At 73.4% G+C, this 23,692-nt stretch carries 19 protein-coding genes; 14 read left to right on the top strand and 5 right to left on the bottom strand.

Annotated features, from left to right (window positions below):
* Positions 1-36 precede the first annotated feature (36 nt).
* From BMW85_RS17370 to BMW85_RS17325, 10 genes are all read left to right on the top strand, one after another.
* The gene (locus BMW85_RS17370; RefSeq protein ID WP_245774866.1) at positions 37-1,440 is read left to right on the top strand and encodes an FAD-binding oxidoreductase; all 1,404 of its coding nucleotides are present in this window, start codon (positions 37-39) and stop codon (positions 1,438-1,440) included.
* 139 nt (positions 1,441-1,579) lie between these two features.
* Positions 1,580-3,703: a serine/threonine-protein kinase gene (locus tag BMW85_RS50370; RefSeq protein ID WP_218155818.1), complete on the top strand. Its 2,124-nt coding sequence runs from the start codon at positions 1,580-1,582 to the stop codon at positions 3,701-3,703.
* A gap of 153 nt (positions 3,704-3,856) precedes the next feature.
* Positions 3,857-5,389 carry an acyl-CoA carboxylase subunit beta gene (locus tag BMW85_RS17360; protein WP_245774914.1) on the top strand — a complete coding sequence of 511 codons (1,533 nt, stop codon included), beginning with the start codon at positions 3,857-3,859 and terminating at the stop codon, positions 5,387-5,389.
* The gene (locus tag BMW85_RS17355; RefSeq protein ID WP_091082380.1) at positions 5,386-7,281 is read left to right on the top strand and encodes an ATP-binding protein; all 1,896 of its coding nucleotides are present in this window, start codon (positions 5,386-5,388) and stop codon (positions 7,279-7,281) included. The genes BMW85_RS17360 and BMW85_RS17355 overlap by 4 nt, the downstream gene beginning before the upstream one ends.
* A complete protein-coding gene (locus BMW85_RS17350) occupies positions 7,278-8,051 on the top strand; it encodes an enoyl-CoA hydratase-related protein (RefSeq protein ID WP_091082378.1) in 774 nt (257 codons plus the stop codon). Before BMW85_RS17355 ends, BMW85_RS17350 begins: the two co-directional genes overlap by 4 nt.
* Before the next feature lie 4 nt (positions 8,052-8,055).
* Positions 8,056-9,762: an acyclic terpene utilization AtuA family protein gene (locus tag BMW85_RS17345; protein ID WP_091082376.1), complete on the top strand. Its 1,707-nt coding sequence runs from the start codon at positions 8,056-8,058 to the stop codon at positions 9,760-9,762.
* Positions 9,763-9,798: 36 nt separating this feature from the next.
* Positions 9,799-10,812, top strand: a complete 1,014-nt coding sequence (locus BMW85_RS17340; RefSeq protein ID WP_091082909.1) for a phosphotransferase family protein — start codon at positions 9,799-9,801, stop codon at positions 10,810-10,812.
* Between the two features lie 104 nt (positions 10,813-10,916).
* Positions 10,917-11,180, top strand: coding sequence for a hypothetical protein (locus BMW85_RS17335; protein WP_091082375.1), 264 nt, complete (start codon positions 10,917-10,919; stop codon positions 11,178-11,180).
* A 57-nt stretch (positions 11,181-11,237) separates the two neighbouring features.
* Positions 11,238-12,089, top strand: coding sequence for a helix-turn-helix domain-containing protein (locus tag BMW85_RS17330; RefSeq protein WP_091082373.1), 852 nt, complete (start codon positions 11,238-11,240; stop codon positions 12,087-12,089).
* 69 nt (positions 12,090-12,158) lie between these two features.
* Positions 12,159-12,425 (top strand): hypothetical protein, encoded by a 267-nt coding sequence (locus BMW85_RS17325; RefSeq protein WP_091082371.1) that lies wholly within the window; start codon positions 12,159-12,161, stop codon positions 12,423-12,425.
* A gap of 28 nt (positions 12,426-12,453) precedes the next feature.
* Here the strand turns inward: BMW85_RS17325 and BMW85_RS17320 are convergent, their stop codons facing one another.
* The 4 genes from BMW85_RS17320 to BMW85_RS17305 all read right to left on the bottom strand — a co-directional run bounded on the left by BMW85_RS17320 (position 12,454) and on the right by BMW85_RS17305 (position 16,963).
* The gene (locus BMW85_RS17320) at positions 12,454-13,629 is read right to left on the bottom strand and encodes a bifunctional glycosyltransferase family 2/GtrA family protein (protein ID WP_245774865.1); all 1,176 of its coding nucleotides are present in this window, start codon (positions 13,627-13,629) and stop codon (positions 12,454-12,456) included.
* Between the two features lie 9 nt (positions 13,630-13,638).
* Positions 13,639-15,003 carry a sensor histidine kinase gene (locus BMW85_RS17315; protein ID WP_245774864.1) on the bottom strand — a complete coding sequence of 455 codons (1,365 nt, stop codon included), beginning with the start codon at positions 15,001-15,003 and terminating at the stop codon, positions 13,639-13,641.
* Positions 15,000-15,698 carry a response regulator transcription factor gene (locus tag BMW85_RS17310; protein ID WP_091082366.1) on the bottom strand — a complete coding sequence of 233 codons (699 nt, stop codon included), beginning with the start codon at positions 15,696-15,698 and terminating at the stop codon, positions 15,000-15,002. The genes BMW85_RS17315 and BMW85_RS17310 overlap by 4 nt, the downstream gene beginning before the upstream one ends.
* 62 nt (positions 15,699-15,760) lie before the next feature.
* On the bottom strand, positions 15,761-16,963 hold the full coding sequence (locus BMW85_RS17305; RefSeq protein ID WP_091082365.1) for a cytochrome P450: 1,203 nt from the start codon (positions 16,961-16,963) through the stop codon (positions 15,761-15,763).
* A gap of 84 nt (positions 16,964-17,047) precedes the next feature.
* On the opposite strand from BMW85_RS17305, the gene BMW85_RS17300 reads away from it, so the two are divergent.
* A complete protein-coding gene (locus BMW85_RS17300; RefSeq protein ID WP_091082363.1) occupies positions 17,048-17,608 on the top strand; it encodes a TetR/AcrR family transcriptional regulator in 561 nt (186 codons plus the stop codon).
* Between the two features lie 11 nt (positions 17,609-17,619).
* Here BMW85_RS17300 and BMW85_RS17295 read toward each other — a convergent pair whose 3' ends face one another.
* Positions 17,620-19,137 (bottom strand): phytoene desaturase family protein, encoded by a 1,518-nt coding sequence (locus tag BMW85_RS17295; protein WP_091082362.1) that lies wholly within the window; start codon positions 19,135-19,137, stop codon positions 17,620-17,622.
* 173 nt (positions 19,138-19,310) lie between these two features.
* Here BMW85_RS17295 and BMW85_RS17290 point away from each other — a divergent pair, with 173 nt between their 5' ends.
* From BMW85_RS17290 to BMW85_RS17280, 3 genes are all read left to right on the top strand, one after another.
* A complete protein-coding gene (locus BMW85_RS17290; protein WP_091082360.1) occupies positions 19,311-20,237 on the top strand; it encodes a pseudouridine-5'-phosphate glycosidase in 927 nt (308 codons plus the stop codon).
* Positions 20,234-21,163 carry a carbohydrate kinase family protein gene (locus BMW85_RS17285; protein ID WP_091082359.1) on the top strand — a complete coding sequence of 310 codons (930 nt, stop codon included), beginning with the start codon at positions 20,234-20,236 and terminating at the stop codon, positions 21,161-21,163. Before BMW85_RS17290 ends, BMW85_RS17285 begins: the two co-directional genes overlap by 4 nt.
* An 82-nt stretch (positions 21,164-21,245) precedes the next feature.
* On the top strand, positions 21,246-23,678 hold the full coding sequence (locus BMW85_RS17280; protein ID WP_143082317.1) for a hypothetical protein: 2,433 nt from the start codon (positions 21,246-21,248) through the stop codon (positions 23,676-23,678).
* Positions 23,679-23,692: the final 14 nt, after the last annotated feature.

Raw genomic sequence — 23,692 nt, 5'->3', positions numbered from 1 at the left:
TAAGGGCCGCCTTGCGCAAACCGTAGGCTGCTGGGCGTGAGACCGATCGATGCCCTGGTGCGCTCCCTGTCCGAAGCCCGGGTCGTGACCGACCCCGACGTGATCGACTCCTACGCCCGTGACCGGACGTTCCTGGAGCCCGGCAGGCCACTCGCCGTCGTCCTCGCCGCCTCCCGCGACGACGTGGTGGCCACGCTGCGGTGGGCGAGCGAGCACCGGGTGCCGGTGGTGCCGCGCGGCGCGGGCACCGGCCTCGCGGGCGGGGCCGTCGCCGGGGACGGGGCGGTCGTGCTGTCGATGGCCCGGATGACCGCCATCAGGGAGCTGTCGCCGGCCGACGAGATCGCCGTCGCCGAGCCGGGCGTCATCACCGCCGACCTGGACCGGGCGGCCAGGGAGCACGGCCTCATGTACGCGCCGGACCCGTCGTCGTACGAGATCTCCACGATCGGCGGCAACCTGGCGACCAACGCGGGCGGGCTGCGGTGCGTCAAGTACGGCGTGACCAGGGACTCCGTGCTCGGCCTCGAGGTCGTGCTGGCCGACGGCCGGGTGCTGGACACCGGCCGGCGCACGGTCAAGGGCGTCACCGGCTACGACCTGACCGGGCTGTTCGTCGGCTCCGAGGGCACGCTCGGCGTGATCACCGCGGCCACGCTGCGGCTGCGGCCCGCGCCGGCCGGGCCGCCGGCGACGTTCGCGGCCGAGTTCGGCTCGCTGCGGGACGCGGGCGCGGCGGTGTCGGCCATCATCGCGGCGGGCTGCGCGCCCTCGCTCATGGAGCTGCTCGACCGGGCCACGCTGGAGGCGATCGACGGCTGGCGCGGCATCGGGCTGGAGCCCGGCACGCAGGCCATGCTCATCGGCCAGTCGGACGCGGGCGACGGGCAGGAGGCGGCCCGCCGGATGGAGCGGATCTGCGCCGACAACGGGGCCTCGTTCGTGGCGGTGTCCACCGGCCCGGGCGAGACCGAGGAGCTGGTGGGGCTGCGGCGGCTGGCGTACCCGGCGACCGAGCGCCTCGGCGCCTGCCTGGTGGAGGACGTGTGCGTGCCGCGCTCGGCGCTGCCCGCCATGATCACCGCCATCGAGGCGGCCGCCGCCAGGCACGGGGTGCGCATCTGCACCGTCGCCCACGCCGGGGACGGCAACCTGCACCCCGTCTTCGTCTTCGAGCACGGCGCCGCCGAGCCGCCCCCCGAGGTGTGGGCCGCGGCCGACGAGGTGTTCACGCGGGCGCTGGAGCTGGGCGGCACGCTGACCGGCGAGCACGGGGTGGGGCTGCTCAAGCAGCGGTGGCTGGCGCTGGAGTCGGGGCCGGTGGCCGCCGAGGTGCAGCGGGGCATCAAAGCCGTCTTCGACCCCCTGGGCCTCCTCAATCCGGGCAAAGCGATCCAGCAGTTGTCGGACGTCCAGAGTTTGCCAAGCCGTGACCTTTGACTTTCGGGGCGCACACGACCTGCGGTGGGAGCTGACTGGCCGGGTCAGGATGCGAAACTTCTGTCCGGACCGGCAGACGCCCCGAGTGTCACGCTGGTAGCGTTTTGCCCCATCTGTTGGGTTGTAATGGGGGTCCGACGTGAATCAGTTCCAGCCGTTGGCGGCGGACGATCCGCGGCGGCTGGGGGCGTATGACATCGTCGCCCGGCTCGGCGAGGGCGGCCAGGGCGTTGTCTATCTCGGCAAGAGCGACACCGGGGAGCAGGTCGCGGTCAAGCTGCTGCACCACGCCCTGGTGGCCGACGCCGACGCGCGGACCCGGTTCCTGCGCGAGGTGGCGGTGGCGCAGCGGGTCGCGCGGTTCTGCACCGCGCCCGTGCTCCACGCCGACCTGGACGGCAGCCGGCCGTACATCGTCAGCGAGTACGTACCGGGGCCGTCGCTGCGCGAGCTCGTGCTCACCGAGGGGCCGCGGCGGGGCGCGGCGCTGGAACGGCTGGCGATCAGCACGGCCACCGCGCTCGCCGCCATCCACCGGGCCGGGATCCTGCACCGCGACTTCAAGCCGGCCAACGTCCTCATGGGGCCCGAGGGGCCTGTCGTGATCGACTTCGGCATCGCGCGCGCCCTCGACTCGCCCGGCGCCACGGCCACGGGCATGGCGATGGGGACGCCGTCCTACCTGGCGCCGGAGCAGCTCAGCGGGGCCGCGGTGTCCGAGGCGGCGGACGTGTTCGCCTGGGGCGTCACCATGGTCTTCGCCGCCACCGGCAAGCCCGCCTTCGGGGCCGACTCGATCCCCGTCGTCATGAACCGGATCCTCAACGAGGAGCCGGAGCTGGGCGGGATGGAGGGCGAGCTGGGGGAGCTGGTCGCCGCCTGCCTGTCCAAGGACCCGGCGCAGCGGCCCACGGCCGACGGCCTCATCCTCCGCCTCACCGGGCAGCCCGCCCCCAAGGCCGCCATCGAGCCGGTCACCGGCCAGCACCTCACCGGCGCCCCCGGCCCGGCGCAGCCCGGCCACCCGGGCCAGGGCGGCAGCGGGCCGCACCCCATGTTCCCGCCGCACCAGGGCCCCTTCCCGCACCTCGCCGCCGCCATCCAGAACGGCCCCGGCCAGCCCCCCATCCCCGGCCCGGCCACGGGTCCCGGCGGCCCGCAGGCTGGAGGGCCCGGCGCTCCGGGTGGCCCGCAGGCTGGAGCGCCCGGCGTTCCGCCGCAGGCGGGTATGCCCGGCCAGGCAGGGCCCGGCGTTCCGCCGCAGGCCGGCGCACCGGGCCAGGCTGGAGCGCCCGGTGCTCCTTCGCAGGCGGGGATGCCCGGCCAGGCGGGGCCCGGTGTTCCGCCGCAGGCGGGTGGGCCCGGTCAAGGGGGTCGTGGGCCGTACGGCGCGCCCCGATCGCAGCCGCCCGCAGGGGACGGCGCGCCGGCCAAGCAGCGGCGGACCATGACGCTCGCCCTCTCCGGCGCCGCCGCGGCGGCCCTGCTCGTGGTCGCCGGCGCCGTCGTGGTGCAGGCGAACAGCAAGCAGGTGCCGGTGGTGGCCGTCGGCGACGCCTCCCAGAGCACCGAGGACGGCGGTTCGGCCGCGGGCAAGCCCGGCGAGCCTCCGTCCACGCAGCCGACCGCCGATCCGGTGCTGCCCACGGACAGCCCCGTCCCGGTGGGCACCCTGGACATCGAGGAGCCGGAGAAGACCGGCAAGAAGAAGCACTCCGAGCAGCCGGTCGCCCAGATCCCGACCCCGCCGGCGACGGCGCAGCCGCGCCCGCAGACGACCACCGAGCGCCCGCAGGCCACCTCGACGCCCAAGCCGACCCGGACGAAGAAGAAGGAGAGCCTCGGCGTCGACCCGGAGGCGGAGCCGACGGACGCGCCCACGCACAACCCGGACGAGACCACCAAGACGCACGCGCCGTCGAAGGCCCCGGCCAAGCGGAACCCGTACACGGCCGCCGGCGTCTGCGGCGCCGGCTACAAGGTGATCAACTCCCACGCCCTGGGCAGCTACGCGACCGTCTACCTGCTCTGGAACGCGAGCGCGGGCAAGAACTGCGTGGTGACGCTGTCGCGCTACGTCTATCCGAACAAGGTCGAGATGAACGCGATCCTGCAGGTCAAGGGCGGCTCCAGCGCCAGCAACCCGGGCTCGTTCAGCACCTACGCAGGCCCGGTCCGGCTGCCGGCCGCGAAGAAGTGCGTGATCTGGGGCGGCTCGATCTCCAACGTGAGCTGGAAGTCCGGCTGGACGCACTGCTCGTAGGCCGCGCCGGTCACGCCCGGGCGTCCGGCTCTTCCGCATCGAAGGGCCGGACGCTACCGTACTTGGCGTGATCATCAGGTCTCCGGCGGGGCAGCCGTGATCAGAAGCAGGCTCGATCCCGGAAGCGAGGATCACCTGGCGCGCCGCGAGGCCATGCTGGCCAAGCTGCGCGAGCTGGACGCCGAGCACGCCAGGGCGGTGGCCGGCGGCGGCGAGAAGTACGTCGAACGGCACCGGCGGCGCGGCAAGCTGCTCGCCCGCGAGCGGGTGGAGCTGCTCGTTGACGCCGACTCGCCGTTCCTGGAGCTGTCGCCGCTGGCGGCGTGGGGCAGCGACTACCCGGTCGGGGCGAGCGTGGTGACCGGCATCGGGGTGATCGATGGCGTCGAGTGCGTGATCACCGCGAACGACCCGACGGTGCGCGGCGGCGCGACCAACCCGTGGACCCTCCGCAAGACGCTGCGCGCGGCCGACATCGCGCTGCGCAACCGGCTGCCGTACGTCAACCTGGTCGAGAGCGGCGGCGCGGACCTGCCGACCCAGAAGGAGATCTTCATCCCGGGCGGCCAGGTCTTCCGCGACCTGACGCGGCTGTCGGCGGCCGGCGTGCCGACGGTGGCGCTGGTGTTCGGCAACTCGACGGCGGGCGGCGCGTACGTCCCCGGCATGAGCGACCACGTGGTGATGGTCCGCGACCGCGCCAAGGTGTTCCTGGGCGGCCCGCCGCTGGTGCGGATGGCGACCGGCGAGGAGTCCGACGACGAGTCGCTGGGCGGCGCGGAGATGCACGCGCGGGTGAGCGGCCTGGCCGACTACCTGGCCGAGGACGAGTACGACGCGCTGCGCATCGGCCGCCGCGTGGTGCGCTCGCTGAACTGGCGCAAGCTGGGCGTCACGCCGCTGCCCGCCGAGGAGCCGCGCTATCCGGCGGAGGAGCTGCTGGGCATCGTCCCCGAGGACCTGAAGGTGCCGTTCGACCCGCGCGAGGTGATCGCCAGGGTGGTGGACGCGAGCGCCTTCGAGGAGTTCAAGCCGCTGTACGGGACCTCGCTGGTGACCGGCTGGGCGCGCGTGCACGGCTACCCGGTGGGGGTGCTGGCGAACGCGCGGGGCGTGCTGTTCAGCGAGGAGGCGCAGAAGGCGACGCAGTTCATCCAGCTCGCCAACCAGTCGAGGACCCCGCTCGTCTTCCTGCAGAACACGACCGGCTACATGGTCGGCAAGGACTACGAGCAGCGCGGGATCATCAAGCACGGCGCGATGATGATCAACGCGGTGTCCAACTCGACGGTCCCGCACCTGACGATCGTCATGGGGGCGTCGTACGGCGCCGGCAACTACGGCATGTGCGGCCGGGCCTACGAGCCCCGGTTCCTGTTCGCCTGGCCGAGCGCCAAGTCGGCGGTGATGGGGCCCGCGCAGCTCGCCGGCGTGCTGTCCATCGTCGGGCGGGCGGCGGCCGAGGCCAGGGGGCAGGCGTACGACGAGGAGGCGGACGCGGCGATGCGCGCCATGGTGGAGGCGCAGATCGAGGCCGAGTCGCTGCCGTTCTTCCTGTCCGGGCGGCTGTACGACGACGGGGTGATCGATCCGCGCGACACCCGTACCGTGCTGGGCATGTGCCTGTCGGCGATCAACAGTGCGCCGGTGCCGGAGCCGGCGGGGTTCGGGGTGTTCCGGCCGTGATCAGGCGTCTGCTCGTCGCGAACCGGGGTGAGATCGCCCGGCGCGTGTTCCGTACCTGCCGGGCGCTCGGGGTCGAGACGGTCGCGGTGTTCGCCGATCCCGACGCGGACGCGCCGCACGTGGCCGAGGCCGATCTCGCGGTACGCCTGCCGGGCGACCGCCCTGCCGGGACCTATCTGGACGCCGGCCGGATCGTGGCCGCCTGCCGCGCCTCCGGGGCGGACGCCGTGCACCCGGGTTACGGGTTCCTGTCGGAGAACGCGGAGTTCGCGCGGGCGGTGCTGGCGGCCGGGCTGGTGTGGGTGGGCCCGCCGCCGGAGGCGATCGCCGCGATGGGGTCCAAGATCGAGGCCAAGCGGCTCATGGCGGCGGCCGGGGTGCCCGTGCTGCCCTCGCTCGACCTGGCGGCGCCCGCCGAGTTCCCGCTGCTGGTCAAGGCGTCGGCCGGGGGCGGCGGGCGGGGCATGCGGATCGTCCGCGGGCCGGAGGAGCTGGCGCGGGAGGTCGCCTCGGCGCGGCGGGAGGCCGAGGCGGCCTTCGGCGATCCCGCCGTGTTCGCCGAGCCGCTGTGGGAGCGGGCCAGGCACGTCGAGGTGCAGGTGCTGGCCGACGCGCACGGCACCGTGTGGACGCTGGGCGAGCGCGAGTGCAGCGTGCAGCGGCGGCACCAGAAGGTCGTCGAGGAGTGCCCCTCCCCCGGGATCGCGGTGGAGGTGCGCGAGCGGCTGTTCGAGGCGGCCGGGCGGGCGGCGGCCGCGATCGGCTACGTCGGGGCCGGGACCGTCGAGTTCCTGGTGCGCGGCGACCGGGTGGCGTTCCTGGAGATGAACACCAGGCTGCAGGTCGAGCATCCGGTCACCGAGCTGGTGCACGGGGTGGATCTCGTACGGCTGCAGCTGGAGGTGGCCGAGGGCGGCGCGCTGCCCGCGGAGCCGCCGGGGCCGTCCGGGCACGCCGTGGAGGTGCGGCTCTACGCGGAGGACGAGCACTATCTGCCGCAGTCGGGGGTGCTGCGGCGTTTCGAGGTGGACGGGGACGTCCGGGTGGACTCGGGGGTGGAGTCCGGGTCGGTGGTGTCGCCCTACTACGACGCGATGCTGGCGAAGGTGATCGCGCACGGGGCGTCGCGGGCGGAGGCGGTCAGGAAGCTGGTGACAGCGCTGCGGCGGGCGCGGCTGCACGGCCTCACCACGAACCGTGACCTGCTGCTGCGGATCCTGACCCATCCGGACTTCGTGGCCGGGAACACCCACACCGGTTTCCTCGACCCCGACGGCCCTCTCGCGACGACCTCGCCCGAGCCGTCCGGGCCCGGCGAGCCGGCCGGGCTGGCCGCCGCGCTCGCGCTGGCGGCCGACAACCGCCGCCGCGCCCCCGTGCTCGGCGGGCTGCCGGGCGGGTGGCGCAACGTCCGCTCCCAGCCCCGCCGCACCGCCTTCACCACCGGCGACGGCGGCACGATCGACGTCGTCTACGATCCGCTGCCCGCCGGCGTCCGCGTCGTCAGCGCCGCGCCGGACCGGGTGGTCCTGGAGCGGGACGGCGTCCGCCACGCCTTCGCCGTCGCCCGCTACGACGACACCGGCCCGGTGTACGTGGACCACGCGGGCTGCCACGCGGAGCTCACCCCGCTCCCCCGCCTGCCCGAGCCCGTCGAGCACGTCGTCCCCGGCTCCCTGCTGGCCCCGATGCCGGGCAGCGTGCTCCGCGTGGAGGTGGCGCCCGGCGACCGGGTCGTCAAGGGCCAGGCGGTGCTGGTGCTGGAGGCGATGAAGATGGAGCATCGGATCACCGCGCCGGCCGACGGCGTGGTCTCCGGCCTGCACGTCGAGCAGGGCCGGCAGGTCGAGGCGGGGGCCGTGCTCGCCATCATCCAAGAGGGGGAGTCATGACGAGCCTGGTGCACGGAAGCCTGGCGAAGGGGGTCGCGACCGTCACGCTGGACTCGCCGCCCAACCGCAACGCGCTGTCGACCCGTCTGCTGGCCGACCTGAAGGAGCGGCTGACCTGGGCGCTGGCCGAGCCCGAGTGCCGGGTGGTCGTGCTGACCGCGACGGGCACGGTGTTCTGCTCCGGCGCCGACCTGAAGGAGCAGCGCGCCGCCGAGGGGAAGCCCGGGGCGCCGGTGACCGCGTCCCTGCCGGAGATCTTCACGCTGCTGTGGGAGAGCCCGAAGCCGGTCGTGTGCCGGCTCAACGGCACCGCGCGGGCGGGCGGACTCGGGCTGGTGGCCTCGTGCGACTTCGCGGTGGCGCCGCTGACGGCGTCGTTCGCGTTCACCGAGGTACGGCTGGGCGTGGTGCCGGCGATGATCTCCGTGCCGGTGCTGCGGCGGCTCGGCTCTCGGGCCGCGGCCGAGTACTTCCTGACCGGCGAGGTCTTCGACGCCGCGCGGGCGGCCGAGATCGGGCTGGTGTCGCGGGCGGTGCCGGAGGAGGAGCTGGACGCGGCGGTCGCGCACTACACCGACCTGCTGGTCAAGGGCGGCCCCGAGGCGCTGGCGATCACCAAGCGGCTGGTGCGTGAGGTGCCGGCGCTGCCGTTCGAGGAGGGGCTGCGGCGGATGACGGAGCTGTCGGCGGAGCGGTTCACCTCGGAGGAGGGGCAGGAGGGCATCGCGGCGTTCTGGGAGAAGCGCCCGCCTAAGTGGATCTCGGGATGAGCCCATGACGCTGAGGATCGCCAACTGCAGCGGGTTCTACGGCGACCGGCTCTCGGCCGCGCGCGAGATGGTCGAGGGCGGGCCGATCGACGTGCTGACCGGCGACTGGCTGGCCGAGCTGACGATGTTCATCCTGGCCGGCAACCGGCTGAAGGGGCGGCCCGGCTACGCGCCGACGTTCCTGACGCAGCTTGAGCACGTCCTCGGGACGTGCCTCGACCGGGGCATCAGGATCGTCTCGAACGCGGGCGGCCTCGACCCGGCCGGCTGCGCCGAGGCCGTACGCGAGCTGGCCGTCCGCCTGGGGCTGTCGGCGAACGTCGCGCACGTGACGGGCGACGACCTCACCGGGCGCGACCTCGACCTGGTCAACGCCGACACCGGCGAACGCCTGGCCGCGACGCCCCTGACCGCGAACGCCTACCTCGGCGGCCGGCCCATCGCCCGGGCCCTGTCGGCGGGGGCGGACGTGGTGGTGACCGGCCGGGTGACGGACGCCGCGCTGGTGACGGGCCCTGGCATCTGGCGCTACGGCTGGGGTCCCGACGACCTGGACCCGCTCGCCGGGTCCGTGGTGGCCGGACACGTGATCGAGTGCGGCTGCCAGGCGACGGGCGGCAACTACGCCTTCTTCCAGGACGTGCCGGACCTGGCGCACTGCGGGTTCCCCCTCGCCGAGCTGCGCGCCGACGGCTCGGCCGTCATCACCAAGCATCCGGGGACGGGCGGGCTGGTGTCGGTGGGGACGGTGACGGCGCAGCTCGTGTACGAGATCGGCGGCCCCCGCTACCTCGGGCCGGACGTGGTCGCCAGGTTCGACACGATCACCCTCACCGACGACGGGCCGGACCGGGTGCTGATCTCGGGCGTGCGCGGCGAGCCGCCGCCGGACACGCTCAAGGTCGCGGTCAACTATCTCGGCGGCTACCGCAACACGATGACGCTGGTGCTGACCGGGCTGGACGTCGAGGCCAAGGCGCGGGCGGCCGAGGAGGCGATCTGGGCGCGGATCCCGAAGGAGTCCTTCGACGCGGTGGACGTGACGCTCACCGGCTCGGGCCTGCTGCGGATCACGGTCATGGACGCCGACCGCCGCACGGCCGGCCGCGCCTTCTCCGCGGCGGTGGTGGAGACGGGGCTGGCGAGTTATCCGGGTTTCCACGCCCTCTCGCCGCCGGGCGACGCCTCGCCGTACGGGGTCTACTGGCCGGTGCTCGTCCCGGCCGCCGAGGTGCGACCGCGGGTCTGGCTCAACGGCGAGGAGCTGCCGTATGCGGCCTCCGGGACCTCGGCGGAGCCGGCTCCCGTGCGCCCGGCGGAGAGGCGGGCCGCCGTCCCCTTGGGGCCGTGCGTGCGGCTGCCGCTCGGCCGGGTCGCGGGGGCGCGCTCCGGCGACAAGGGGGGCGACGCCAACCTCGGCGTCTGGGTGGACACCGACGAGCGGTACGCCTGGCTGGAGGCGTACCTCACGGCCGGGCGGCTGGCCGCGCTCCTGCCCGAGCTGGCCGCTCACCGGATCGAGCGCCACGAGCTGCCCGGTCTCAGGGCGCTCAACTTCGTCGTCCACGGCCTGCTCGGCAGGGGCGTGGCCGCGAATCCCCGCATGGACCCGCAGGCCAAGGCGCTGGGCGAGGAGCTGCGCGCGCAGGTGGTTGACGTCCCCGCGGCCCTCGTGGACAACCGGGTTGACCGGGAATCGGGGCTCTCGTAGGGTCCCGCTAGAATATAATTCTGTCGAGAGGTGATCATGACCTCCACGCACATCGACGTCGGCGCGATCGACTTCGGCGCGCTCGGCACGTGGATGGACGCCCAGGGACTGCCCGGCGGCCCGATCACCGGCGTGGCCCCGGTGATCGGCGGCACCCAGAACGTCATGGTCCGCCTGGAGCGCGGCGGCCGGTCGTACGTCCTGCGCCGCCCGCCCCTGCACGCCCGCAGCAGGAGCAACGAGGTGCTGCGCCGCGAGGCGCGGGTGCTGGCGGCGCTGCGCGGCACGCGGGTGCCCGCCCCGGCGCTGGTGGCCGCCCAGACCGAGCGGGAGCCGGTCTTCTACCTCATGGAGCCGGTGGACGGGTTCAACCCCTCCACGGGGCTCCCCGAGCCGCACGCCTCCGACCCGGCGATCCGGCACCGGATGGGGCTGGAGGCCGCCGCCGCGCTGGCCGAGCTGGGCCGGGTCGATCCGGGCGTGCTGCCGGGGTTCGGGCATCCCGAGGGCTTCCTGGAACGGCAGGTGCCGCGCTGGCTCAAGGAGCTCGACTCCTACGCCGAACTCGACGGCTATCCCGGGCCCGACATCCCCGGCCTGCGCGAGACCGCCGACTGGCTGAGCCGGCGGCTGCCCCGCTCGTACACGCCGGGGATCATGCACGGCGACTACCACTTCGCCAACCTCATGTTCGCCTGGGACGGACCGCGGGTGGCGGCGATCGTGGACTGGGAGATGTGCACGGTCGGCGATCCGCTGCTCGACCTGGGCTGGCTGCTGGCGACCTGGCCGAGCGGCAACGGTCATGTGCCGGGGCTCCCCTCCCCCCAGGAGCTGGTGTCCTACTACGCGGCGCTGTCCGAGCGCGACCTGTCGGCGGTCGACTGGTACGCGGTGATGGCCTGCTTCAAGCTCGGCATCGTGCTGGAGGGCACGCACGCGCGGGCGTTCGCCGGCAAGGCGCCGAAGGACACCGGCGATCTGCTGCACGCGATGACGCTGGGCCTTTTCGAGCGGGCCGGGGAGTTCATGGAGGGCGCATTGGACTGAGCGTCACTTCTCAAAAGGCGCATTTCCTGGAAAAAAGATCACAAAGCACTCCCCGAGTCGTACAATTGCGCGCAATTGCACCTTTGCATCGGGGAAGGATCGTCATGCGCATGAGGTTCCTCGGCTCCACCTCGGAGGCCGGCGCCTGTCCCACCCTGTACGAGACCGACCGCGGCACCATCGTGGTCCAGGGCCTCGAGGTCACCGACGCCGAGGCGCTCGCGGATCTCCGCGACGTGCTCCCCGGCGAGACCGCGGTCGAGGTCCCCCGCGAGCTCATCACCGAGATCGCCCGCCGGGTCCTCCCCGGCGGCGGCGCAGCAAACGCTTTCCCGACCAGCGGAGGAACACCCTCGGCCACCGCTTGATCACGATTGAGGCGGGCCCTGGCCTGATCCGAGCAACCAGGGCTAGCCTCTTGCGGCGTGACGTCGTTTCAGCAGGCGCGCATCGACCTCGGCGGTCAGCTGCGCCAGCTTCGGGAAGCCGCCGGCCTGTCGGGCAAGGAGCTGGCCGAGCGGGTGCGCTGGCAGCCGTCCAAGGTGTCCCGCCTGGAGAACGCCAGGCAGACCCCCACGGAGGACGACGTGGTCACCTGGGCGCAGGCGGTCGGCGCCGCCCCCGACCTGACGGACGACCTGATCAGCCAGGCCCTCGCGCTGCAGGAGCGGCACGACAGCTGGAAGCAGCGCTACCGCAGCGGTCTGGCCGCCATCCAGGAGGACATGCGCGACCTGGAGGCCCGCACCAGGCTGTTCCGCGCCTTCGAGCCGGGCATCATCATGGGCCTGCTCCAGACCTCCGAGTACGCCCGGCACGTCTTCCGCAAGGTCAAGCGCCTCTACAGCGCCGCCGACCAGATCGACGCGGCCGTACGGGTGCGCATGCAGCGCCAGGAGATCCTCTACGACCGGGGACGCACGTTCCGGTTCGTGGTGCCGGAGTCCGCGCTGCGCACGATGCTGGCCCCGGCCGACGTGATGCGCGGGCAGATCGACCGGCTGCTCGCGGTCAGCACGCTGCCCAACGTCGAGTTCGGCGTGATCCCCGCCGAGACCGAGCTGCCGTCCGCGCCGATCAACGGCTTCTGGATCTACAACGACGCCATGGTGGGCGTGGCCACCATGACGAAGGACCTCGTCCTGCGCGAGCCCGACGACCTCGCCTTCTACGTACAGGCCTTCGATGATTTCGCGAAGGTCGCCGCGTTCGACGAGAACGGGCGGGAGGTGATGATGCGCATTCTTCACGCGTACCGGAAACAAACTCCACATTAACCACAGCAATTGCTTGCCTCCCGCCACAAGATCGTGCAATTCTGTCGCGAGACGTTGCGGAGGTGACGCATGATGCTTGATACGGCGCTCAGCCTCGAGCGGTTCGCCTGGCACGCGGGCCGTCACCGCGACCTGTCCGTCCAGAGCCTCGCCCTGGCCAGCGATCCGGCCTACGTGTCGGTCCGCAACCGCTTCTCCGCCACTCTCGCGGAGACGGTCACCTGCTCCGAAGAGGGCGCGTTCGTCACCTCGTGGGGCTACCGTCTCGGCACGACGGACGACGTCGAGTCCGCCGCCGCCCGTCTCGCCTTCCTCCTCGCCGCCCTGCCCGCCTGAGCCGGCCCGGGCCGCGGGAGGGTGAGGTTCATCGTGCGGTCCTCCGCCGGGGGTTGAACACCCACACGCGCAGGAGCAGGAAGCGGACGAGCGTGGCGGCGGCGTTGGCGGCGATGACCGCGGCCAGCTCGACGCCGTGCGGGACCTGCGCGGGCAGCAGCGCGAGGGTTCCCGAGGTGAGCGCCAGCCCGACGAGGAAGGCGATCAGCCCCTCGAACTGGTGCCGCAGCGCCCCGTCCGAGCCGGTGACGCCGAAGGTGAAGCGCCGGTTGGCGGCGGTGTTGGCCACGGCGGTGACCAGCAGCGCGAGGGCGTTGGCGGCGAGCGGCGGGATGACCGGCCGCAGCAGCGAGTACAACGCCAGGTACGCGAGGGTGCTGGCCACCCCGACGACCGCGAAGCGGGGCAGCTGGCGGGCCATGCCGCGCGGCAGCTCGGCCCGCTGGATCCGGGGCGGTACCGGGATCCCGGCGGCGCCGGAGAGCGTCTTGCGCGTCACCCGGACCAGGCCGCGCAGGTCGTCCAGGGCGGTGCGGACGATGTCGACCCGGCTGTCCGGGTCGTCCACCCAGTCGACGGGGACCTCGTGGATGCGCAAGCCGTACCGTTCGGCCAGCAGCAGCAGCTCGGTGTCGAAGAACCACTGCTCGTCCTCGACGCCGGGCAGCAGCGCCTGGGCGACCTCGGTGCGCACGGCCTTGAACCCGCACTGGGCGTCGGAGAACCCGGCGCCCATCAGCGAGCGCAGCAGCAGGTTGTAGGAGCGGGAGATGAACTCCCGCTTCGGCCCCCGCTCGACCCGCGCGGCCCGCGCCAGCCGGGTGCCGATGGCGAGGTCGCTGTGCCCCGACAGCAGCGGCGCGACCAGCGGCAGGAACGCGTCCAGGTCGGTGGAGAGATCGACGTCCATGTAGCTGACGACGTCGGCCTCGCTGCGCGACCAGACGCGGCGCAGCGCCCGGCCGCGGCCCTTCTCGTCCAGGTGCACGGCGCGGACGTGCGGCAACTCTTCCGCCAGCTCGGTGGCGATCTGCCACGTGTTGTCGGTGCTGGCGTTGTCGGCAATGGTGATCCGGAATCCGTAGGGGAAGTTGCTGGTGAGGTACCCGTGGAGGCGGGTGACGCTCGCGCGGAGCGCCCGCTGCTCGTCGTACACGGGGACGACCACCTCGACCAGGCGGGTCCGCATTGCTGTCGTGTCCATGCACCCAGCTCACGAATCGGATCTTTTACCGGACTTATCCGATTCTGAGCCACGAATGCGAGTTCCGGGAAGGTCCATTGTTGCGACCGCGCCGCCACCGGGCGCGTTCGCCAGGCTCACCTGACCGCCCGCCTCCGCCACGGCCTGGGCCACGATGGCCAGGCCGAGCCCGGATCCCGGCAGGCCGCGCGCGGACGGCGAACGCCAGAACCGTTCGAAGACGTGCGGCAGCTCCTCCTCGGGCAGCCCCGGGCCGTGGTCGCGGACGGTCAGCCGCCCGCCCCGCAACGACACCTCGACCCCGTTGTCCGAGCTGAACTTGGCCGCGTTGTCGAGGAGGTTGATCACCGCGCGTTCCAGGGAGGTGGCGTTGCCGACGACGTACCAGGGTTCGAGGTCGGTGACGACCTGCGCGCCGCGCAGCCGGGCGCGCTCCACCGCGGCCGTCACGACCTCGTGGAAGGCCACCTCGACGTGCGGCTCGTGGTCGGTGTCGCCGCGGGCGAGCTGGAGCAGGTCGGCCACCAGCGTGGAAAGCTCGGCGAACTGCGCCTTGACGTTGACCAGCAGCCGCCGCTTGGCGTCGGGGTCGATGCTGCGGCCGGTCTGCTCGCTGCGCAGCAGCAGGTCGATGTTGGTGCGCAGGGTGGTCAGCGGGGTGCGCAGCTCGTGGCCGGCGTCGGCGACGAGCTGTTTCTGGCGTTCGCGGGAGCCGGCCAGGGCCGAGGTCATCGCGTTGAAGGACGACGACAGGCGGGCGATCTCGTCGGTGCCGCGTACGGGGATGCGGGTGTCGAGGTCCTCGGTCTGCGCGATGTGCTCGACCGCCCTGGTCAGCTCGCCCACCGGCCGCAGGGCGGCGCGCGAGACGGTGAGGCCCGCCATGGCCGCGCCGAGCGTGCCGAGCACGGCGATGCCGCCGAGCCCGACGGCGGCGTAGCGGAGGGTGCGCTCGACGTGCCAGAGCGGCCGGGCCGCCATCACGGCGAGGCCCGGCTCCACGTTGACGGTCACGACGCGCACCCGTTTGCCGTCCGTCGTCGTCCCGTTGCGGTAGATGGGCTCCGGTATGGGCTCCAGCGCCTTGCGGTCCTCCTGGGTGGGCGCGATGGCCCGGCCGAGCGAGCAGGTGGTGCCGTCGGGACGGAGCACCGTGGCCATGCCCTCGAAGTAGGGGCCCTGCGTGCCTTCGGGGCGGCACTCGTGGAGCAGGTACTTCACGTCCCCCTGGTTCTCCAGGATGCTCTGGTCCACCTGCGAGAGGACCAGCATCTGGATGATGAACCACGACAGGACCGCGCACAGCACGACGGCGAACGACACCGCCCCGGTCACGAGGAGCGTCAGCCGGGCCCGGAGACTCCGGGGTCTCACGCGCCGGCCCGCAGGACATAGCCCACCCCGCGGACGGTGTGGATGATCCGCGGCTCGCCTCCCGCCTCCGTCTTGCGCCGCAGGTACATGACGTAGACGTCGAGGGAGTTGGAGGTGGGCTCGAAGTCGAAGCCCCACACCTCGCTCAGGATCTGGTCGCGGGTGAGCACCTGGCGCGGGTGCGACAGGAACAGCTCCATGAGCAGGTATTCGGTCCTGGTGAGGTCGAGCCGGCGTTCGCCGCGGGTGACCTCGCGGGTGGCCGGGTCCATGCGCAGGTCGGCGTACGTCAGCGTGTCGCCCTCTTGGCCGCCGGTGCTGAGCGCGCCACGCCGCAGCAGGGCGCGGACCCTGGCCAGCAGCTCGTCCAGCTCGAACGGCTTGACCAGGTAGTCGTCGGCCCCGGCGTCGAGCCCCGAAACCCGGTCGCCCACCGCGTCGCGCGCGGTGAGCATGAGGACCGGGATGTGGTTGCCCGAGGCCCGCAGCCGGCGGCAGGCGGTCAGCCCGTCGAGCCGCGGCATCATGACGTCGAGCAGCACCGCGTCGTAGGAGGCGCGGGCCAGCTCGTCGAGCGCGGCCTGCCCGTCGTTCGCGGTGACGACCTTGTAGCCCTCGAACTCGAGGCTGGACTGCAGCGCCTCGCGCAACGCGGGCTCGTCGTCGACTACCAGCAACCGTGCGGCCTCACTCATGCAGCAAACGCTAAGGGAACATCATGAGAACCCTATGAACGGGTCGTCCGTGTCCCTCGGTGTCACCACGTGACGGGGAGCGCCTGGAGCCCGAAGATGGCGGCGTCGTACTTGGCGGGCACCTCCTCGTCGCTCACCGTGGCGCGCAGGCCGGGCAGGCGCTCGAACAGCGTGCGCAGGGCGATCTCCAGCTCGGCGCGGGCCAGGTTCTGGCCGAGGCACTGGTGCACGCCGTAGCCGAAGGCCACGTGGTTGCGGGCGCCGCGCCGGGCGTCGAAGTCGTCGGGGCGCTCGAAGGCCCGCTCGTCGCGGTTGGCGGAGGCGCCGAGGACGTAGATGCCCTCGCCCCGGCGGACGAGCTGCCCGCCGATCTCCTGGTCCTCGATGGCGACCCGGTCGAAGGCCACCCAGTCGACGACGGAGAGGTGGCGCAGCAGCTCCTCGACCGCCATGGGCCAGCCGTCGGGGTCGGCGCGCAGCGCGGCGAGCTGGTCGGGGTGGCGCAGGAGGGTGAGCACGGCGAGCGGGATCATGTTGGCGGTGGTCTCGTGGCCGGCGAGGAGCAGCAGGAAGATCACGCCGACGATCTCGTCGTGGGTGAGCCGGCCGCTGGTGATGATCCGGCCGAGCAGGTCGTCCTCGGGGCCCTTCTCGGCGGCAGTGACGAGCGCGCCGAGGTAGTTCCTGATCTCGGACGCGGCGGTGAAGCGGACCTGCTCGTCGTCGAGCGCGTTGAGCATCGTACGGGTGCGCGACTGAAAGAACTCGTGGTCGCCGTACGGGACCCCGAGCAGCCGGCAGATGACCAGCGACGGCAGCGGCAGCCCGAAGTCGGCGACGAGGTCGGCCTCCGGCCCTTTGTGCAGCATGTCGTCGATGAGCCGGTCGGCGATGTCCTGGATGCCCGGACGCAGCTCCCGTACGCGCCGGACGGTGAACTCGGGGATGAGCAGCTTGCGGAAGCGGGTGTGCTCGGGCGGGTCGAGGTCGATGAAGTGCCCGGCGGCCATGTCGGCCATGTGCGCCTCGCGCTCGGGGGTGGGCCCTCCTGGGTGGAGGACGTGGTTGGGGTGGCCGGGCGTGGCGGGGCTGGTGCTGATGCCTTTCCCGGACAGGACCTGCTGCGCCTCGGCGTGCCTCGTGACGAGCCACACGACGCCGCCGGGCAGCTCGGCGCGGACGAGCGGGGCCTGCTCGCGCAGGTCGGCGTACTCGGGGGGCGGCGCGAAGGGGCACCTGCGCCGGACGGGGAAGATCTGAGCCATAGTCTGCTCCCTACAGGCGGGACCGCATTGCTTACTTACACGAAAGTAAGCAATGCGGGAGCGTGCGTCAAGGATGGGAGCGGGATGGCAGGGCGGCGGACGGACACACGAGAGCGGATTCAGCAGGTCGCGCTGGAGCTGTTCGCCGAGCGCGGATACGACAAGACCACGCTGCAGGAGGTCGCCGAACGGCTGGAGATCACCCGGCCGGCGCTCTACTACCACTTCCGGACGAAGGAGGCGATCCTCGCCAGCGTCGTGGAGCGGCTCGTCGAGTCGATGGACGAGCTCGTGGCGTGGGCCGGGGAGCAGCCGGCGACGACCGAGGCCAGGAAGGAGGTCCTGGCGCGCATCTCGGGGCTGCTGGAGGACCAGTGGCGGCCGCTGTTCCGGTTCGCCCAGGTGAACCAGGGCGTGATGCGCGAGGTGCCGGCCGGGGAGCGCATGCAGCAGGGCCTGATCGAGATGATCTCGGTGCTGGCCTCGCCCGGCGACGACCCGGTGCGGGGGTTCGAGGCCCGGCTGGCGGTGCTCGCGGTCGTCCTGGGCAGCGTGCCGTTCCTGTTCGACCTGGAGGTGCCGGACGAGCGGCGTACGGCGGTGGCGCTGGAGGTGGCCGGCAAGCTGATCGCCGGCGGCTACTAGCGGGCGGGCGGTTACGCGCGGGCGAGCAGGGCCATCGCGGCGTTGTGGCCGCCGATGCCGCTGACGCCGCCGCCCCGGCGGGCGCCCGCGCCGCTCATCAGGATGCGCTCGTGCTCGGTCTCCACACCCCAGGCGCCGCCCCGGCCGTCCTCGTCGTACGGCCAGCTCAGGTCCGTGTGGAAGATGTGGCCGCCGGGCAGCCCGGCGTCCCGCTCCAGGTCCACCGGGCTCTTGGCCTCGACGCACGGTGTGCCGTCCGGCGCCCGGAGCAGGCAGTCCTCGATGGGCTCGGCGAGCACGGCGTCCAGCGAGGCGAAGGTGGCGCGCAGGGCCGCCGCGCGCGCCCCCTCGGGGTCCTCGCGGAACAGCCGGGCCGGCATGTGCAGGCCGAACAGCGTCATCGTCTCGGCCCGGCCGCGCAGCTCCGGCCCCAGGATCGACGGGTCGGTGAGCGAGTGGCAGTAGACCTCGGCGGGCGGCAGCTCCGGGATCCGCCCGGCCGCCGCCTGCGCGTGGGCGCGGGCGAGCTGGTCGCGGGTCTCGTTGATATGGAAGGTGCCGCTGAAGGCCGCGTACGGGTCCACGGAGGCGTCCTTGAGCCGGGGCAGCCGGCTCAGCACCATGTTGACCTTGAGCTGCGCCCCCTCGGGTACGGCGGACTCGCGGCCGAGCAGCCGGTCGAGCACCGCGGGCGGCAGGTTGACCAGCACGTGCCCGCCGGTCACGGTGTGCTCGCCGCGCTCGTCGGCGAACGTGACCTCCCCGGACGGCGCGATCCCGATGATCTCCGCGCCGGTCCTGATCTCCGCGCCCGCCCGGCGGGCCGCCGCCTCCAGCGCGCCCGAGACCGCGCCCATGCCGCCCACCGGGACGTTCCACTCGCCGGTGCCGTCACCGATCACGTGGTAGAGGAAGCAGCGGTTGGCGAGCAGGTCGGCGGACGGGTCGGCGAAGGTGCCGATGAGCGCGTCGGTGAGGACGACCCCGCGGACCGTGTCGTCGGCGAACCGCGCGTCCACGGCGCGGCCGATCGGCTCGGCGAACAGCGCCCGCCACGCCTCCGGGCCGACCAGGCGCTCGATCTCGGCGGGCGTGCGGAGGGGTTCGAGGAGGGTGGGGGCCAGGGCCTCGGCCACCCTCCCGGTCATCGCGTAGAAGTCCTGCCAGGCCTTGTGGTCGCTCTCGCCGCCGGTGACCGCGGCGAAGGAGGCCGCCGTGCGGGCGGCGTCCTCGTTGTCGACCAGCAGGCCCGTGCCGCCCACGGGCGTGTACGAGGCGTAGCGGCGGCGGCGCAGCTCCAGGTCGAGGCCCAGGTCGCGGACGATCTGACCCGGGAGGAGGCTGACGAGGTAGCTGTAGCGGGACAGCCGTACGTCCACGCCGGGGAAGGCGCGCGTGGAGATCGCCAGCCCGCCCACGTGGTCGTACCGCTCCAGCACCAGCACCCGACGGCCGGCCCGGGCCAGGTAGGCCGCGGCCACCAGCCCGTTGTGCCCCGCCCCCGCCACGATCACGTCATATGCGCCCATCCCCGCACTTTACGTGTCATACCACGCCCCGCGTCAACGCCGTCCGTGTGATCATTCGGAGGGGGATGACCGACCCCCGGAAATGGCCGTAACCTGCATTGTCGCGAGCGATGGCGTAGAGTTCGCCGTTCTCCACCAAACCCCAGGATTTCGCAAGGAGCACGAGACCCACCATGCGCAGCACCGCCGACTCCGTCCTGCAGCCCTCCGACGAGGTGGCCGAGGCCCTGGCCAGTGGCGCCCCGGTCGTGGCGCTGGAGTCCACGATCATCTCCCACGGCCTGCCGCAGCCGCGCAACCTGGAGGTCGCGCGCGAGCTGGAGGAGATCGTCCGCGCGGCGGGAGCGGTGCCGGCCACGATCGCCGTGCTCGACGGCGTGCCCCGCATCGGGCTGGACGCGGCCGGGCTGGAGCGCATCGCGACCGAGTCCGGCCTGCGCAAGCTGGGCCAGCGCGACCTGCCCATGGCCGCCGCACTCAAGGCGAGCGGCGCGACCACGGTGTCGGCCACGTCGTTCCTCGCCGCGCGGGCCGGGGTCCGGATCTTCGCCACCGGCGGGCTCGGCGGCGTGCACCGGGGCTGGACCGTGGACCAGGACGAGTCCGCCGACCTCGACACGCTCGCCCGCACCCGGATCACCGTCGTCTGCGCGGGCGTGAAGTCGATCCTTGACGTGCCCGCGACGCTCCAGCGCCTGGAGACCCGCGGCGTGAGCGTGGTGGGCTACCGCACCGACGCCTTCCCCGGCTTCTACCTGCACACCTCCGGCCTGCCCATCGACTGGCGGATCGAGTCGCCCGAGGAGGCGGCGGCGATCATGCGCGGCCAGGACGCGTTCGGCGGCCAGGAGACGGCCCTGATCGTCGCCAACCCCGTCCCCGTGGACCAGCAGCTCGACCCCGAGCTGCACGACCGCGTGCTGGCCGAGGCGCTGGCCGCCGCCGAGCGCGACGGCGTCAAGGGCCAGGCGATCACCCCGTTCCTGCTCGGCTACCTGGTCGACGGCACGGGCGGCGCCTCGCTGGAGGCCAACCTGGCCGCCGTGCGCGGCAACGTCGCCCTCGCCTCCCGGATCGCCGTGAGCTGGGCCGACTCGTGACCGACCGCGGTCTCCTGGTCGTCGGGGACGCGGTCACCGATGTGGTGGCGCTGCACGGCTCCCCCGTCCTGGCGGGCACCGACACCGCGGCCGACATCATGCTGCGTCCCGGCGGCTCGGGCGCGAACACCGCCGCCTGGGCCGCCCACCTGGGCGCCGACACCCGCCTGCTGGCCAGGCTGGGCTACGACAGCAGCGACTGGCACATCGCCGAGCTGACCAAGAGCGGCGTACGGCCGCAGGTGACCGTGGACCCCGACCACCCCACCGCCGTCGTGATCGCGATGGTGGACCCGAGCGGCGAGCGGTCCATGCTCACCAACCGGGGCGCGGGCGGCCTGATCTCCGAGCGCGACTGGGACCCCGCCCTGCTGGAGGGGGTGGCCCGGCTGCACCTGTCCGGATACGTGCTGTTCGCCGCGCCGGGCCTGGGCCTCGCCAGGGCCGCCCTGGCGGACGCGGCGGCGGCCGGGGTCGCGGTCAGCGTGGACCCGGCCTCGACCAAGCCCCTGCTCGACTTCGGCGTCGAACGTTTCATGGCCGAGACCGCCGCCGCCGATCTCCTCATCCCCAATCTCGACGAGGCCCTGCTGCTGTCCGGCGCGCCGACGCCGGAGCGGGCGGCCGAGCTGCTGAGTGAGAGATACGGCACAGCCGTGGTGAAACTGGGCGCCGACGGCGCGCTGGCGGCGGTGGACGGCACGATCACCGCGCGGGTGCCGGGCCTGCTCGGCCAGGTCGTGGACACGACCGGAGCTGGGGACGCGTTCGCCGCCGGGTTTCTCGCGGCCACCTTGCGGGGATGCGGGGAAAGAGCCGCTCTGGAGGAAGGATGTCGTGCGGGTGCCGCATGTGTGGCCCAGGTGGGGGGTCGTCCACGGTACGGTTTGGATCTGAACCGTCTTTACCCTATTCACACTGATTGATAGCTTGCCGCGTAGGCTGCACCATTAGCCACATGCGCAACGGGCAGCCCACGCGGCACACTGGGGAGGATAAGGTCCGCCGATGGAAGTCGAGTCATCGATCTGCCTGAGCGACCTAGTCCCAGCTCTTCGCTGGAGCCGACCGCAGCAGGTGGCCGAGGCGCTGGGCGACCCGCGCCTGCCCGCGGGATGGTGGTCCTCCCTCCCCCTGTCCAAGGCGCTCGGCACCGCCGGGCTCGACTGGATCTGCGAACGTCTGGGCCGGCTGGCCACCGCCCGCTGGGACCATCTGCCGCTGTCCGACCTGGTGCCCGCGCTGACCGTGCACCCCGTCGACCCGGCGTTGCCCGGCTGGTCCGAGGCCACCCGTACGGCGGTCATCGGCCTCGGCGGCTGGCAGCGGCTGCGCCGCCTGTCCCCCAGCGATCTCGGCACCCCGTCCGCCACGCCTGAAGTGGTGGTCGGCGCGGTCCTCCGCGAGATCCTCGGCCGCATCCCGGCCCTTCCCGCCACCGGTCAGCCCGAGGCGGCGCGGCCGGCGCCGGGAGGCGCGGGCGGTGCTGAGGAGGCCAGGAACACCGGGTCCTTCCCGGCCGTGCCGTCGAGCGGCCCCTTCGTCGCCCCCTCCCCCAACGGCCAGAGCGGCCCCTTCCCCGCGCCCGCCGACGGCCGCGACACCCCACTCGCCGCATCCTCCGGCCAGAGTGGCCCGTTCGCCGCGCCCGCGGACGGTCGCGACGCCCCACTTGCCGCATCCTCCGGCCAGAGTGGCCCCTTCGCCGCTTCCGGCGGCGGCCAGAGCGGTCCGTTCGCCGCGCAGCCGGGCGGGCAGGGCGCGCCCGGCGCGGGACAACCGGGTGGGCAGCCGGGCGGGCAACCGGGCGGGCAGGGCAACGGGCTGCCGCAGCGTCCTGCGGCGGCGTTCCCCGGGCGGCCTGCGGAGCCGCAGGCGGGCGGGCAACCCGGCGGGCACCCCGGCGAGCCGCGCCAGACGGGCTCGTTCCCGGTGCAGGGCGGCGACCGGCACACGGGCTCCTTCCCCGCCATACCTGGTGACCGGCAGGCCGGCCCCTTCCCCTCCGTGCCCGGTGACCGGCAGGCGGGCCCCTCTCCTTCCGTCCCCGGCGAGCCGCCGCGTCAGACGGGCTCGTTCCCGGCGGTGAGCGGCGCGTTCACCGCCCAACCGCAGAACGGCGCCCTGCCGCAACGCCAGACCCCCGGACAACCGCCCCAGCCCGGCCAACCCCCTCAGCCCGGCCAGCAGAGCCAGCACGGCCAGCAGGGCCAGCCCGCTCAGCAGCAGGGCCAGTCTGGTCAGCCTGGTCAGCCCGGCGCGGGAGGGCTGCCGCAGCGCCCGGCGGCCCGGCAGCCCGGCCGCGAGGAGACCGGCTCCTTCCCCGCGATCCCCGGCGCGGCCCCGGCCAAGCCCGGCGCCGGCTCCTCCCCGGTGCCGTTCGACACCGACCACGCGATGGTCCGCGTCGTCGACAACCTCTTCCGCGGCCTGGACAAGCTGGAGCTGGCCGTGGCCGTGCACCGGCTGTTCGCCGAGGACCCGATCAGCCTCCGTACGCTCGCCCACAAGCTGCTGGTCGAGCGGGAGTCGCTCTCCCACGCCCAGCGCACGGCCGAGGAGCGCGTGCTGACCTGGCTGCGTTCCTCGGAGTCCGCCCCGGTGACCGGCCACATGTTCCGCCTGACGGAGTGGCTGGGCGCGGCGGCCACCGAGGATCAGCTCATCGGCGCCGACCCGGCCCACCCGGTGATGGTGCCCTCCCTGCGCACCCCGCTCTGGCGGGTGCTGGTCACGCTCATGCCCGACCGCCGGCTCCAGGACGGCTGGCTCGTGGTGGGCGACATCCACGGCCTCCAGGCCCGTACGCGCCAGCTCCTGGCCTCGGCCCCGCCGGACGCCGACATGGTCGAACTGATGGCCGAGCTGGGCATCCGCGCCCATTCCGCCAAGGCGTGGCTGGACGCCCTGCCGCCGGAGTCCGCCGACCCGATGGCCTCGGCCCCGTCCCCGGCCCAGCCCCTCCCCCGCCGCACACCCGGCGCGAACGGCCACCACCACCGCGGCGGCCAGCCGATCCCGTCCGCGACGGCGGGCTCGATCGACCCGTCGGCCGCGCTCGCCACGTTGTCGGCGCTGTCCGGCGGCCGGTCCGGCATGCTGCCGCCCCACCTGGCGGGCGCCCCGGCGGCGCCGCCACCGCCGCTGCCGAGCCCGTCCTCCGACCCGCGCCGCTGGCAGCGGATCGAGGTCACGCCGGAGCACCTGCGCGGCGGGCCGGTGCCGGTCCCCGAAGGGTACGCGGCCCAGCTCGGCATGCGTCCCGGCACCCTGCTGTCGGTGACCGGCCCCGGCGACAACGCGATCGTCCTGGTCTGGCAGGGCCACCAGCCGGTCTTCGACTCGCTCCAGCCGGTGCTCATGCGCCTGAACGCCCGCCCCGGCGACCAGGTGTACGTGACGGTGGACGGCTATCGCCTGGAGGCCCAGCTCACCGGCTAGCGGCCCCTCACCCC

Origin of the sequence: Nonomuraea wenchangensis, from assembly GCF_900111685.1 — a bacterium.
In the GTDB taxonomy this organism is placed as follows: Bacteria; Actinomycetota; Actinomycetes; order Streptosporangiales; family Streptosporangiaceae; genus Nonomuraea; species Nonomuraea wenchangensis.
Note: the sequence above shows the minus strand (reverse complement) of the source record. Positions and strands in the feature narration are given on the sequence as shown.